This window comes from Bacteroides sp. NSJ-39 (genome assembly GCF_014287315.1).
In the GTDB taxonomy this organism is placed as follows: Bacteria; Bacteroidota; Bacteroidia; order Bacteroidales; family Bacteroidaceae; genus Bacteroides; species Bacteroides finegoldii.
In genome coordinates this window covers 1-15259 of the sequence record NZ_JACOOB010000015.1, presented here as the reverse complement: position 1 = coordinate 15259, position 15259 = coordinate 1, and the positions used below count along the sequence as shown (strand labels likewise).

Sequence of the window (15259 nt, the reverse complement as noted above, 5' to 3'; positions counted from 1 at the left end):
TAGAATAGTAACTTATGAATAAGAATAATTATATAAAAAAGACAGCCCTGCCTGTTGTCCTGCTCTTCTCTTTCGCTTTGCTGTCTAGTTTCGGCAGTCAAGGTCAGGCCAGAGCTGCTGTAAACGTAGTCCAGCAGCAAGGTATCATCAAGGGAATGGTAGTGGATGCTAAAGGTGAGCCGATTATCGGTGCGAATGTGGTTGCGACAGGTACTACTAATGGTACAATTACAGATATTGACGGTGTATTTAAAATCAATGTAAAGCCGGGAACAAAATTAAAAATATCCTTTATTGGTTACTCTGAACAAACGGTAGTTGCCAAAAATGATATGCGGGTAGTATTGGTTGAAGACGCTACCGCATTACAGGAAGTGGAGATTGTAGCGTATGGTGTGCAGAAAAAGGTGACTATGACAGGAGCTGTAGCCAGCGTGAAAGCTGACGATATTTTGCGTACTCCAGTGGGCAGTGTCTCTAATGTACTTGGCGGACAGATGACCGGTTTGACTACCGTGCAGTATTCCGGTGAACCGGGGGCTGATGCAGCGGATATCTTTGTTCGTGGTAAGGCTACATGGGCGGATTCATCTCCTTTGGTACAAGTGGACGGTGTAGAACGGAGCATGACAGATATCGACCCTAATGAAATAGAAAGTATTACCGTCTTGAAAGATGCTTCGGCAACAGCTGTATTTGGTATACGTGGTGCAAATGGTGTTATTCTGATTACGACTAAACGTGGTAAGGAGGGAAGAGCGAAGGTTTCGTTTACAACTTCTGCTTCCGTATTGATGCCGACTAAGATGGTGGAACAGGCAAGTTCGTATGAATATGCGAACTTTTACAACCAAATGTTGGCGAATGATGGTAAGTCTGATTTGTTTTCAGCAGATGTAATTCAAAAATTTGCAGATCATTCAGATCCTATTCGTTTCCCGGATATGCAATGGGCGGACTATATCATGAAGAGCGCTACTCTTCAAAGTCAACATAATATGAGTATTTCCGGAGGAACTGACAAAGTTCGTTATTTTATTTCGGCAGGTGCTTATACACAAGGAGGACTTTTTAATGAGTTTGATCTTCCTTATAATTTGAGTTACCAATATAGACGATTCAACTATCGTACGAATTTGGATATGGATGTTACAAAAACGACTACGTTATCGTTTAATATCAGTGGTAATATAGATAATTCTGACAAACCGAATAATAGTAATGGTACTTCTGCCGTCATAAAAAACATTTATTATGCTACTCCCTTTTATAGTCCGGGTATTGTAGATGGAAAAATGATTTATACGGGTACAGACTATACAGATTTGAAGTTACCGTTTACTGGAGATACAGACCCGATGACTTATCGTAACGGTAAGTTTAAAAATGCCAGTAATAATAAATTGAATATTGACCTTATCCTTGATCAGAAACTTGATTTTCTGACAAAAGGATTATCATTTAAACTGAAAGGTTCCTATAATAGTTCATTTTCTGTAACAAAAACGGGAGTGTGTGGCATAGCGACTTATACACCTGTGCTTATGTCGGACGGAACTATTGAATATAAAAAATCCGGTGAAAATACAAGCGTTAGTTACAACACTCCGGATAGGGGGAAAGGTCGGGATTGGTATATGGAAGCCAGCTTGAATTATGCTCGTTCTTTTGGTAATCATAATATATCTGCTTTGATGCTTTATAATCAGTCAAAAGAATATTATTATGGTAGTAGCTCTTCGCAATACCGTGACGTTCCGCGTGGATATGTCGGATTGGTAGGACGTGTCACTTACGACTGGAAGAATCGCTATTTGGCAGAAGTGAATGTTGGTTACAACGGATCTGAGAATTTTGCACCGGAAAAGAGGTTCGGTACTTTCCCTGCCGGTTCTATCGGTTGGGTGATGAGTGAAGAAAAGTGGTTTCAGCCATTAAAACCATTTGTCAGTTTTTTGAAGTTACGTGCCAGCTTTGGATTGGTAGGTAATGATAAAACGAAGGATAAGGACCTACGCTTTCTCTACTTGCCGGATCCCTATTTAACCGGACTTGATGGAGAACCGAATCGTGATAAGAACAACTGGGCTTATCCGTTCGGAGTTGATAATTCTACTATTAGTTTGGGAGCAATGGAATCTGCTAAAAATAATGCGAATGTAGGATGGGAAAAATCATTCAAGCAAAACTATGGTATGGATATTAACTTTTTCGATGATCGTTTGAGTGCCACAGCAGAATATTATCGTGAGCACCGTACGGATATTCTTGTACAAGATGGTACAGCTCCAGGACTGCTTGGATTCTCCGTTCCGTATGCTAACCTTGGTGAGGTAAACAGTTGGGGTTGGGAGTTGTCATTGAAATGGAATGATAAAATAGGAAAAAATTTCCGTTATTGGGCTAATGTAAACCTATCTTATAATCAGAATGAAATTATAGAAGACAAGGCGGCGCCACAGAATGAAGCTTACCAATATACCAAAGGGCATCGTATAGGCGCACGTTCTCAATATGTATTCTGGCGTTATTATGATGAACAGACGGCTGCATTGTATGAGCAGACATTCAACCGCCCATATCCGGCGCAATTGCAAGTTTTGCAGAATGGAGACGCTGTTTATTTAGATTTGAATGGTGACCGTAAAATAGATGCAAATGATATGAGCTATGATTATGGGTTTACGGATGATCCGGAATATATGGTCGGAATTAATTTTGGCTTTAGTTGGAAAAATTGGGAAGTCAGTACTCAATGGACAGGTGCATGGAATGTTTCACGTATGATTTCGGATGTTTTCCGTCGACCGTTCTTGTCTTCAGCAGGCAATCAATATGGAGGTCTTCTCTCTTATCATTTGACTAATACATGGACTAAAGATAATCCGTCGCAGGATGCAAAATACCCGCGGGCTACATGGGACAATGCTGAAAATAACTATGCGGAATCTACTTTGTATGAACAAGATTCAAAGTATCTACGTCTGAAGACTCTTCAGGTTGCTTATAATTTTCAAGTTCCATTGATGAAAAAACTCGGATTGAATACGATGCAATTGGCATTCAGTGGGTACAATTTGCTGACGTTCACTCCGTATATTTGGGGTGATCCGGAAACTCGTGCAAGTAATTCGCCTTCTTACCCGTTGTCGAAAACGTATACATTGAGTTTGAAACTTGGATTCTAAATAGATAAAAATAGAAAACTATGAAACAAAAATACAAATGGCTCATTGGTGCACTGGCAACATCTTTTATGCTGACTACTTCGTGTGTAGATGAAATAAAATTTGGTAATTCTTTTTTGGATAAGCCTGCGGGAGGTACAGCGACAATAGATACTGTATTTGGCAGTGCTATTTATACCCAGCAGTTTTTGAATGGTATTTATGGGCGTCAGTACTATGGATTACCATATTATAACGGGACCTATGTACCCTCTTCCAGTGATACTTATACAGGTAAGTTTGAGGCTTTGACCGATTGTTGGCAATTGCATTGGTCGGGTGCCAACCTTTATTCGCAATATTATAATGGTTCACATACTGCTAAGTATAGCCGCCGTCAAGATAAGTTCTGTTACAATGACGAAAAAGTATGGGAGGTAGTGCGTGAATGTTGGATATTGATGGAGAATATTGACCGGGTACCTGATTTAAGTGAATCGGAGAAAGCACGTATGATAGCAGAGGCTAAATGTCTGATTGCCGTACGTTATTTTGATATGTTCCGTCATTATGGAGGACTGCCGTTGGTTTATGCGTCTTTCTCTGGAACAGATGCGAGTTATGACTACCCTCGTGCTACGGTGGAAAAGACTGTGGAATATATGATTGATTTGCTGGATCAAGCTATTGACGGGGGAGCATTACCTTGGGCTTATGATGGTGGCAAGCCTGAGACAAGCAACCAATATACCGGACGTTGGACAAAAGCCGGTGCCATGGCATTGAAGTGCAAAATATGGCAATTTGCTGCATCTCCGCTTTTTAATGATGTGCAAGGTTATGCCGGAGGTGGCTCTGAGGCTGAGCAACAGCATTTGGTTTGGTATGGCGGTAAACGTACCGATCTTTGGGATAAGTGCTTGAAAGCTTGTCAGGACTTCTTCGAGGCTGTAGAACAAAATGGTTTTTATGCTTTGCGTACCGCTACGGCAAAAACGGCAGCGCAATATCGTCAGGCTTACCGTATGGGATACATTTATCAGGGAAGTACGGAAGTTATTCACTCAGTTCGTGTGAAAACAACGGATAACTTTAGCAATAATACCTATAAATGGCACGAATGGCAAATGGAGGACCATGTAGAACGATTGAACTATACTCCGACACAAGAGTATATAGAGATGTTCCCCTGGGCGGATGGAAAACCATTTGATTGGGATGAGCTTTTGAGAAGAGAAGAAGAGGGAGGAATTGGTAGAGATACTATGTTTGTAAAAGGGGAGATCGTTAATCATTATCAAGATCCGATATTAACCCGTGATCCGCGTCTTTACGAGACTGCGCGTATCAACGGAGTACCTGTCGAACTGAACTTTACGACAGGTGAGATGGCCGGTGACCATACATTTGAAAATTGGGTAGGTGGTTATGATGCTGATTTGGATCCAGAGAGTGAAACAAATCTGTTTGCTACGGGATATGCTAATTTGAAATATTTCTTAGGACCGGAATATTTGAGGCAATATACTCAATGGGTGACCCTTCGTTTGTCGGATCTGATGCTTACTTATGCTGAGGCTCTTCTACAGGCTCAAAATGACAATACTTCTGCTTTGATTTGGATTGATAAAGTACGTGACCGTGTAGGACTTAAAGGATTGGTTGAATGTAATCCGGATAAGCGCTTGGATTCCGATCATGATGCTTTATTGGAGGAACTTTTGCGTGAACGTGTCTGTGAGTTGGGTATGGAAGACAGCCGTTTTTTCGACCTGATTCGTTACAAACGTCAGGATTTGTTTGAAAAACGTTTGCATGGTCTCCGGATTTTCCGTCCGAACCCGAATGCGACGGGTGAAGATGACAAGTACTTGAAGAAACCTTGGTTTAGCAGCACGGATTATGGAAAGACAGACCAACCTGTTAATTTTGAATATGAAAAATTTGAGTTGGCTAATCCTGTCCGTTATTGGTGGAAATATGGTTTTGATCCGAAATGGTATCTGTCTCCATTCCCGCAGACTGAAATAAATAAGGGATACGGATTGATACAAAATCCGGGATGGTAATAGGCAACGTGAATAACATGATATTTGAATATTAATTTATGAAAAGACATAAAATATTAGTAATGGTGTTCTTGGCCTGCTTAGGTATTCCGGCAGGGGCACAGGAAGCGGACAACGGCATAACGGGTGTAGTAGTCGATAAATGGGGAAATCCTGTTTACGGTGCATCTGTTATGGTTGTCGGACAACCGGGAACAAAGGTGGAAACTGATAGAAACGGAAAATTTGAACTTCCGGAAAAAGGAAATTTGCAGTTGCAGGTAATATCTGTGGATAAAGGAACGCTGACTGTAAAAGCGGAGAACGGGAAACCTGTGAAAATTGTAATGGACTATGCCGGGCAGACTATCGATGTGGGAGCTAATAGGACTTTTACTCGTGCAGAATCAACCGCTTCTGTATCCACAGTCTACAATGAGGACTTTGACAAACGTACTGCAAAAAACATTTCTAATTCTCTTTTAGGACAAGGCTTGGGGTTGGTCTCTCTTCAGAATGCAGGTAATTATGCAGCGGTAGAACCTACTTTCTATGTGCGCGGTCTGCAAAGTCTTTCGAGCAGTAGCCCATTGATATTGGTTGACGGACTGGAACGGGACATGAGTTTGGTTAGTCCGGAGGAAGTTGAATCGGTTTCTATTCTGAAAGATGCTGCTGCGGTGGCTTTATACGGATATAAAGGGACAAATGGAGCTATTTTGATTACTACAAAACGTGGTAAATATAATACGAAATCGATTAACTTCACTTATGATCATGTGGTAAATTTCCAGTCGCGGCGTCCGGAATTTGTAGATGCGGCTACATATGCGGAAGCAGTGAACGAAGCACGTGGCTATGAAGGGCTGGGAGCACGCTATCAACCCGGTGAGATAAAAGCGTATCGTACAGGGGCATACCCTTACCTTTATCCAAATATAGATTGGATGGATGAAACATTTCGAGATCAAAGCGTCTCTAATAAATACACTATTCAATTTCAAGGAGGTGGTAATAAGTTCCGTTATTATACGATGGTCGATTTATTGACTGATAAAGGATTTATCAAGAATCCGAATGAGAATGAAGGGTATTCCACACAGAATAAATATTCCCGTGCCAACTTGCGTACGAACTTGGATATAGATCTGACAAGTACGACCAAATTGAAACTGAATCTTCTTGGTACACTTGCTGAATCAAGCCGTCCGGGTGCTTCGGTTAATTTGTGGGATTTAATATATTCTTTGCCGGCTTCCGCTTTCCCTGTACGTACAGAAGATAATGTGTGGGGGGGGAACAATACAACTTGGCTTGGAACATCCAATCCGGTGGCTCAGTCTCAGGCTGCTGCATATTCTAAAGGACATACTCGTAGCCTTTTTGCTGATTTGACACTATCTCAAGATTTGTCTGGCCTGTTGAAAGGATTGGGGGCTAATTTCCGTTTGGCATACGATAACTATTCTTCTATTTGGGAAGATCATAGCCAAAGTTATATCTACAGTGGCTATACTCCTACTTGGAATGAAAGTGGTACACCAACTTATACTGTTACTTCCGGTGGTGAACCTAGTGTTATGGGAAAAGATGGTGAAATCAACGATTGGACACGACAGTTCAACTTTGCGGGTAGTATCGATTATAGTCGTTCGTTTGGGAAACACGATATTTTTACTCAAATCAAATGGGATTATGAGTATCGTGATTCTTATGGCGATTCTAAGGGGCTAAATACAACTATTTATCGTCAAAATGCCTCCTGGTATACTCATTATGGGTTTAATAAACGCTATTTCCTGGATTTAGCTTTAGTTGGTTCAGGCTCTAGTCTTTTGGCTCCGGGGCATAAGTGGGCGTTCTCACCGACTGTTTCTGCCGCTTGGGTGGTTTCAGAAGAAAATTTCATGAAAAACATATCATGGGTTAACTTCTTGAAGTTAAGGGCTTCTTTTGGTATCATTAATGCTGACTATCTTCCCAAAGACGGTGATGATACGGTTCTTGATTATTGGGATCAGATTTACTCAACAACAGGTACGATGTATCATTTTGGCGACAATCATAATTCAGATCTCGGAACAACTGAAATCAGCCGACTTGCAACTCTCAATTCAACTCACGAAAAGGCATTTAAATACAATGTTGGTATTGATGCAACCCTTTTTAAAGGTTTGAATCTGACAGTTGACGGGTATTATCAACGTCGTAAAGACATTTGGGTTTCTTCTGCCGGAAAATACACAGATGTATTGGGTATGGACGCTCCGTTTGAGAATGCTGGTATCGTAGATAGCTGGGGTGTAGAAGTGGGAGCGGATTATACAAAACGTTTGGGTGATTTCGCTTTTAATGTGGGAGGAAATTTTGCTTTTCATCGAAATGAGATAAAGGAGCAATTGGAAGAACCTAGATTGTATGATAATCTAAAACAAACAGGTCACCGTTTGAATCAGATTTATGGTATGCAAGCAGTTGGCCTTTTTAAGAATCAGGCAGAAATAAATGGAAGTCTTCCACAAGAGTTCGGAACATTGAAACCGGGAGATATCAAATATCAGGATGTGAATGGTGATGGTAAAATAAATTCTGATGATAAAATCGCTATCGGTTATAGTACTGCTGCACCGGAGATATATTATTCATTCCATTTAGGTGCTGAATGGAAGGGAATAGGTATAGATGCCATGTTCCAGGGGACTGCTAATTATTCGGCTATTCTGAATACAAAAGCGATGTTTTATCCTTATCTGGATAGTACGAATCTCTCCACTTATTATTATGAGAACCGTTGGACGTCAGATAATCAGAATGCGAGATTCCCTCGTTTGACTTCAGAAAAGAATAATAATAACCATCAAGTTAGTACAGTGTGGGTAGCTAACCGTTCTTTCTTGAAACTACGTAATTTGGAGGTATATTATAAATTTCCGACAGACCTGATACGGAAAACGAAGTTTATGAACTCTGCGAAATTATATGTTAGAGGAGTTGACCTTCTCTGTTTCGATGGATTAGATATTGTAGATCCGGAATCTTACGGAGCCACCAATCCGTTGAATAAGAGTGTGATAGTAGGATTGAATATCGGTTTTTAATCACTAAAAACAAAGCGAAAGAATGAAACTGAATAAATTAATATATGGAATCTTAGGTATCTTCGCATTCTCTTCTTGCGCAGATCAGATGGAATACCATGAATACAAAAGCGATGGCGAAGAGTTCGTCAAACTTAATTTTGGTAATGTGGGAGGTTTAGTTACTACTATCTATTTGGATTTGGATACGGACTTCGGCAATTACAGCGGAGCTCTCTTGGCCTCTGCCACTGATGAATCGGAGTATGCATACTCCAGTAATGAGATAGCAGATTTTTATAATGGATCATGGAGTGCTACTAATGCTAAAAGTAGTATGTGGACAACTTGCTACAGAGCAATAGCTAACTGTAATATTTATTTGGATAAGTTTACAGGATTGACGTTCCCCGAACTGAAACTGAATGATGATTATGGGAAACAGATGAATCGTTATAATAACTACCAGTATGAGGTACGTTTCCTACGGGCTTATTTTTATTTCAACTTGGTGCGTCAGTACGGTGCGGTACCTTTTAGTGACCATATGTTGGAGGCTGAAGAGAGTAATACGCTGACTCGTAAACCGGCAAAAGAAATATTTGACTATATTATCTCCGAATGTGATGATATCAAGAACCTGATTGTTGAAGATTATTCGGCTTTGCAAGGCAATGATGCATTTCCAAGCGAGGAGAGAGGGCGTGCTAACAAACGGGCTGTATTGGCTTTAAAGGCACGTGCCGCACTTTATGCTGCAAGTCCGTTATTTAATCCTACTAATGATAAAACGTTGTGGAAACGTGCGGTTGAGGCTAACAAGGAACTTATTGATGATTATGATCCGAGTGCAGTGAATTTGGTTGATAATTATAGTTCGCTTTGGGGAGTAGACAACTATAAAGATACAAGGGAGATAATCTTTAGTCGTCGTGCCAATAAAGAAACCAGTACAATGGAATCTTATAATTTCCCGGCAGGATTATCAGGAAGCAAAGGTGGCAATTGCCCAACGCAAACATTGGTAGATGCCTATGAAATGAAAGAGACGGGATTGGCATGGAATGAGCAGGGAAGTGGATACCTCGAAAGTGATCCTTACGAAGGACGTGACCCTCGTTTCGCAATGACTATTGCACGGAATGGTGAAACCGGATGGCCGATTTGGAATACGGAAGCTCTTGAAACTTATCAGAATGGTGCAAACGGTGAGCCGAATACTGGTGGTACGCCCACTGGCTATTATTTGAAAAAATACTGTCAGGGAGATATAGACCTGCGCGATAACAGTACCAAGAAAGTGGCTTATCACACTTGGGTTACTTTCCGTTTGGGCGAATTTTATTTGAACTATGCGGAAGCCTTATTCAGATATCTGGATAACGATCCGTATAAGGTCGATCCTGAGTTCGGAACTTCAGCAAATGATATGGTTTACAAAACACGTAAACGGGCGGGAATGCCTGCATTTCCCGCAGAAATGTCAGCTGATGCCTGGTGGAAGAAGTATAAGAATGAGCGTATGGTTGAATTGGCTTTTGAAGGACATCGTTTTTGGGATGTGCGTCGTTGGAAAGAGGCGGATAAGCATTTCACGAGTATTGATGAAATGAAAATCACCAAGAATGGAAGCGGCTTTGCGTATACTCGTAATACGGTGAACCGTCAATGGGACGATAAGATGTATCTTTTCCCGATTCCCCGTACGGAAATAATGAAGAATCCGAATCTGGAACAGAATCCGGGATGGTAAAGTGGAATAAACCTTTAAATTGATATATTACATGAAATATATGAAGTATTTATGGATGAGTGCATGCGCGTTACTGTTAGCTACAGTAACGGCATGTAGTGACTATGAGATTTTTGCGAAGGATCTGAATCCTGCGAAAGTGACAGATGACGATTCTGGAGACAGTGAGGAAGAAGATAATTGGGACGGAACGTTTGAAGAAGGGGCTGTTTTGCCTTTCACTAGGACGAATCGTGCGGTAACGGCAAGTTTTACGAATGTATTTTTTAGTGCTGATGTCAAGGCTATAGAGCGTCAGGGAGTTTTGGTTAGTTGGCGTTGGTTGCCTGACGATGCAGATGATATCACATTTGATGTCTATCGTAATGGAATAAAGCTGAATGAGACTCCTATTTCTAAAAGTACTAATTATAAAGATCTGACAGCAGAGATAGGACAAAATTACACTTATGAGGTGAAGAGTTCCGATAAATCTTTGGGAACTTGTAAGATTACCCCTACGGATGGAGCGGCAGGCTTTTATCGTTCCATTAAGGTGAAGACTAGAGTGGATTATGATATCAACGATGGGGCGATAGGTGATTTAGATGGTGATGGTGAATATGAAATTGTAATTAAGCGTCAGGTGATAGGTCAGGCACGGGATGTCGGTGATACAAAGCCTTGGACGGGATTACAAAAAGGTACTTGTCTGTTGGAAGCCTATAAATTGGACGGCACTAGTAACGGAGTGCCTATGTGGACTATAGATATGGGAAAAAATATCAGTCAAGGACAGCATACCACCCAATTTCTTGTCTATGATTTTGATGGTGATGGAAAAGCGGAAATTGCATTGAGGACTTCAGAAGGCACTACGTTTGGAGATGGAACCATTATTGGAGATGTAGACGGTGATGGAAAGACTGATTATCGTGATGCTTCTTCCGGTCGTGTATTGGATGGACCGGAATTCCTATCATTAGTTGATGGAGAAACTGGTGTGGAGATGACTCGTACAGAGTACATTCCTCGTGGAGAGAAAGATACACGGGAGGCTTATTGGGGTGATGCATGGGGGAATCGTAGCGAACGTTTCCTTATGGGTGTCGGTCATTTTGGTTCGCAAGATGGAAGAGCAAGTATTGTTATGTGCCGTGGTTACTATAAAAATTTTCAACTTTGGGCTGTACATTATAATAGTGCAGATAACAAGTTGAGGACTCGTTGGAAATTTAATACAGCCAATGGATATTCTGCCCAATGGCTTGATTCCGGTAATCATAATTTATCTATTGGAGATGTAGACGATGATGGTAAAGATGAGATTATATATGGCTCTTGTGGGATAGATCATGATGGTAAGGGGATGTATACTACCGGACTGGGACATGGTGATGCTTTGCATCTGGGAAAGTTTGATCCGAATCGTAGCGGTTTGCAAATTGTGGATTGTCATGAACATCAAGAATATCATAATGGAAAAGGTGTGGATTTCCGTGATGCAGCTACTGGTGAGGTCCTTTGGTATATTCCTGGAAGTGGTGATATTGGGCGTTGTATGGTAGCGGATGTCGATCCGGCAACACCGGGATGTGAAGTGTGGTCTTCAGCGAGTGCTACGGATATGTATTCCTGTAAAGGAGAGAAGCTTTCTAAAAATGCTCCAGTTTGTAAGGATGGAAAGATCTCTTATAATATGGGAATCTGGTGGAGTGGTTCTTTAAATCGTCAAGTTTTAGATAATGCTATGGTTCAAAGTTACACAGACGGACGTTTATTTACCGGTGGAACAAATTTTGGTGTCACAACTATAAATGATACTAAAGCAAATCCATGTTTTTATGGTGATATTTGGGGAGACTGGCGGGAAGAAATGATTTATACGACCAATGATTATAGTGAACTTCGTATTTTTACCACAGATTTTGAAACGCAATATCGTATTCGTCCTTTGATGGAAGATCATATTTATCGTATTAGTGCAGCGCATCAGAATATCGGTTATAATCAACCAACGCATACCGGATTTTATTTAGGTTCGGACAGAACAGATTATAAGGTTTTCAAATAGGAAAATATATATAAGGAATAGTTCAAAAAACAGAAGTCTCTTGTGTCGTTCCGGTAGTATTGTTTGTTACTCGGATGAGCACAAGAGACTCTTTTTTTTATTTCTTCAAATAATCCTTCAACGGACAATTAACCATTTTCAATCCTTCCGCAATACTTTCGGCATTCATGTGTGCTCCTTTTAAAGAAGTATGCGTATGGTCGTGATTGTAATAAGCGGCTGTCTTTTCGATACCTTTTTTTTCCAGTTTATCGGCACTGATTTTATTCAAATCAATAAAATAGGCTCCGGTAGCTTCTGCTGCTTCACGTGTCCATTTCCCAAAAGAATCGGTGTTGCGTTCTATCTTTCCGTCTTTCCATTTGTTGCGTGGAGTGTGGCTCAATACGATAGGTATTGCTCCTTTTTCCTGAGCATCCATGATGAATTTGCGAAGATACCAGCCAAAAGTATATACTACCTGATATTTGCCGGTCTTTTCCATCAGAAAGACTTTACTTTCCTCTCCGGAACCACGTAGTTCTGCACGGGCTTTTCCTGTATTGATAGCTCCTGCGTCGTTGTGTCCGAACTGAATGAGTACAAAATCACCGGGCTGCAAAGCTTCGTATACTTTATCCCAACGTCCTTCATCCAAGAAAGTGCGGGCGCTACGTCCTGCCATAGCACAGTTCTCGACGGATATTTTGTCAAGGTTGAACTCATCGGCTATTACGCTGCCCCATCCCCACATACCATTTTTGTCGTTATCTTTATTTTTCACCGTGCTGTCACCGATGGTGAATAATACCGGTCGTCCTTTTTTCCGGCTGGAACCGGTCTTTGTGTCTTGCGAGACAGGCTTTAGGTAATTGGCAAGTTCCAGTCCCTCGTAGGCTCGTATACCGTCAGCGGCAGATTCGGCATTGACCTTTGCTCCGAATGCACTGGTATGAATACGGTCGATATAGAACATATACTTCACTTTGTTTTTACCGAACTTTTCAAATTTGCGGGCTGAAATGTCATTCAGATCAATAAAAGGCACGTTCTGTTCTTCTGCTATTTGCTTTGCCCATAGACCGAATGTTTTATTGACACGTTTGATGATAGTACTGTCTTTATCTTCATAGGCGTAACGTGGAGTAAGGGAGAACAAGATGGGATGTCCGCCTTTGGCTTTGACATCACGGATGAAACGACGCATATATTCTCCGTATGTATATACAGTTTCTTTCACTCCGGTTTCTTTGATTGTCACGTTCAGGCTGTCTGTGCCTACTCCCGGAATAGAGGCACGGGCACGACCGCTGTCATAAGGACCATTGTCGTTATGGCCAAGTTCTATGATAACCCAGTCTCCGGGACGTACCCCTTTGATGACATCCGGCCAAAGACGGTTATAAAAAGTACGGCTGCTGGTTCCTCCCAATGCGTGATTCTCTACTGTGATCTTGTCCGGATCGAAGTAGTCGCCCGCATAAAATCCCCATCCCCATTGTCCGTTGTTTCCGTTTCCCAATGTACCTGTACGCATGGTGGAGTTACCGACCAGGAATAATACCGGATTATCGCCTTTCCGGCTGGAACCGGCTATCGGTCTGGCTGTACGTGCCTTGTTCAGACTATCCAATGTGTTGTCGATTACTTGATTGACATCTTTCATCGGAGCAACCACTTTATTTTGCGCTTGCGCCTGCAAACTGCCTGTGACGGCTGTCAGCCAACATAGATAATAAAATAACTTGTTTCTCATGATTTATTTTTTATAGATAATATCTGCAAAGTTACTACAAAAAAGTGAAATGCGGAAAGATATAGTGATAGAATTGAGTTACAAGGGTTTTAGTTGAAGTGGCGATAATTCGTGAAGCCATTACAATCCCTGCCGAAGCCAAATCTTGACGCCGCAACGTTACTTGTTCGTAACCATGCCCGAAAATGCGACAAACGGGCACGAATGGCGAAACAAGGCACTATGTTATAGTGAGTTACTCACAACTCACGCGAAAAATCCGGTTACGGAAAAAGATTGCTCCGTTCCTCCCCGTTTTGCGTACCGATACCGGACTCTTCACCAACTAATTTTGAAACCAAAAAAAATTAAGGACGATGAAGAGTACATTTTCAGTAATCTACTACCTCAAACGTCAGGTAGTGAAGAAAGACGGGACAGTTCCCGTCATGGGACGCATCACGGTGGACGGCAGCCAGACGCAGTTCAGTTGCAAGCTGACCGTCGATCCGAAACTGTGGGACACCAAAGGGGGACGTGTCACGGGCAGAAGCACGGCGGCTCTCGAAGCGAACCGTATGCTTGACAAAATGCGGGTACGCATCAACAGACACTATCAGGAAATCATGGAGCGTGACAACTTCGTCACGGCGGAAAAGGTGAAAAATGCCTTTCTCGGACTGGAACACCGCTACCACACGCTGATGCAGGTGTTCCGCCAGCACAACGAGGACTATGAGAAACAGGTGGAGGCAGGCATGAAAGCCAAAGGTACACTGGAAAAGTACCGTATCGTTTACAAGCACCTGCAAGAGTTCCTTGACATCCGCTACCATGTGAAGGACATCGCCCTGAAAGAGCTTACCCCGGCTTTCATCTCCGACTTCGAGATGTTCCTTCGCACGGACAAGCACTGCTGCACCAATACCGTGTGGCTGTACGTCTGCCCGTTACGGACGATGGTGTTCATCGCCATCAACAACGAGTGGCTGACACGCGACCCGTTCCGCGAGTATGAAATCAAGAAGGAGGAAACGACACGCAGTTTCCTGACCAAAGAGGAAATACGCCTGCTGATGGACGGGAAACTGAAAAACGCCAAACAGGAACTGTACCGCGACCTCTACCTGTTCTGCGCGTTCACCGGGCTGTCGTTCTCGGATATGCGCAACCTCACGGAAGAGAATATCCGCACCTACTTCGACGAACACGAGTGGATAAACATCAACCGCCAGAAAACGGGCGTGGTGTCCAACATCCGCCTGCTTGACATCGCCAACCGCATAATCGGCAAATACCGTGGGCTGTGCGAGAACGGCAAGATATTCCCCGTTCCGCATTATAACACGTGCCTTGCCGGTATCCGTGCCGTCGCCAAGCGTTGCGGCATCACCAAGCATATCACGTGGCATCAGAGCCGCCACACGGCAGCCACGACGATATTCCT

The 15259-nt window shown here is 42.2% G+C and carries 7 protein-coding genes; 6 read left to right on the top strand and 1 reads right to left on the bottom strand.

Features of this window, described 5'->3' with window-relative positions; genetic code table 11:
* Positions 1-14 precede the first annotated feature (14 nt).
* The 5 genes from H8S63_RS15225 to H8S63_RS15205 are packed head-to-tail and all read left to right on the top strand — an operon-like array spanning position 15 to position 12098.
* Entirely contained in the window at positions 15-3188 is a 3174-nt protein-coding gene (locus tag H8S63_RS15225; protein ID WP_186927275.1) for a TonB-dependent receptor, read from the top strand.
* Between the two features lie 20 nt (positions 3189-3208).
* Positions 3209-5236, top strand: coding sequence for a RagB/SusD family nutrient uptake outer membrane protein (locus H8S63_RS15220; RefSeq protein ID WP_186927274.1), 2028 nt, complete (start codon positions 3209-3211; stop codon positions 5234-5236).
* Between the two features lie 38 nt (positions 5237-5274).
* Positions 5275-8313, top strand: coding sequence for a SusC/RagA family TonB-linked outer membrane protein (locus H8S63_RS15215; protein ID WP_186927273.1), 3039 nt, complete (start codon positions 5275-5277; stop codon positions 8311-8313).
* A gap of 22 nt (positions 8314-8335) precedes the next feature.
* Positions 8336-10045: a RagB/SusD family nutrient uptake outer membrane protein gene (locus tag H8S63_RS15210; RefSeq protein WP_186927272.1), complete on the top strand. Its 1710-nt coding sequence runs from the start codon at positions 8336-8338 to the stop codon at positions 10043-10045.
* Between the two features lie 31 nt (positions 10046-10076).
* Positions 10077-12098: a rhamnogalacturonan lyase gene (locus H8S63_RS15205; RefSeq protein WP_186927271.1), complete on the top strand. Its 2022-nt coding sequence runs from the start codon at positions 10077-10079 to the stop codon at positions 12096-12098.
* 97 nt (positions 12099-12195) lie between these two features.
* Here the strand turns inward: H8S63_RS15205 and H8S63_RS15200 are convergent, their stop codons facing one another.
* Entirely contained in the window at positions 12196-13833 is a 1638-nt protein-coding gene (locus tag H8S63_RS15200; protein ID WP_007751091.1) for a rhamnogalacturonan acetylesterase, read from the bottom strand.
* Between the two features lie 356 nt (positions 13834-14189).
* Between H8S63_RS15200 and H8S63_RS15195 the strand changes: the two genes are divergently transcribed.
* Positions 14190-15259, top strand: a 1070-nt coding sequence (locus H8S63_RS15195) for a site-specific integrase (protein WP_186927270.1), incomplete at its 3' end; no start/stop codon positions are given.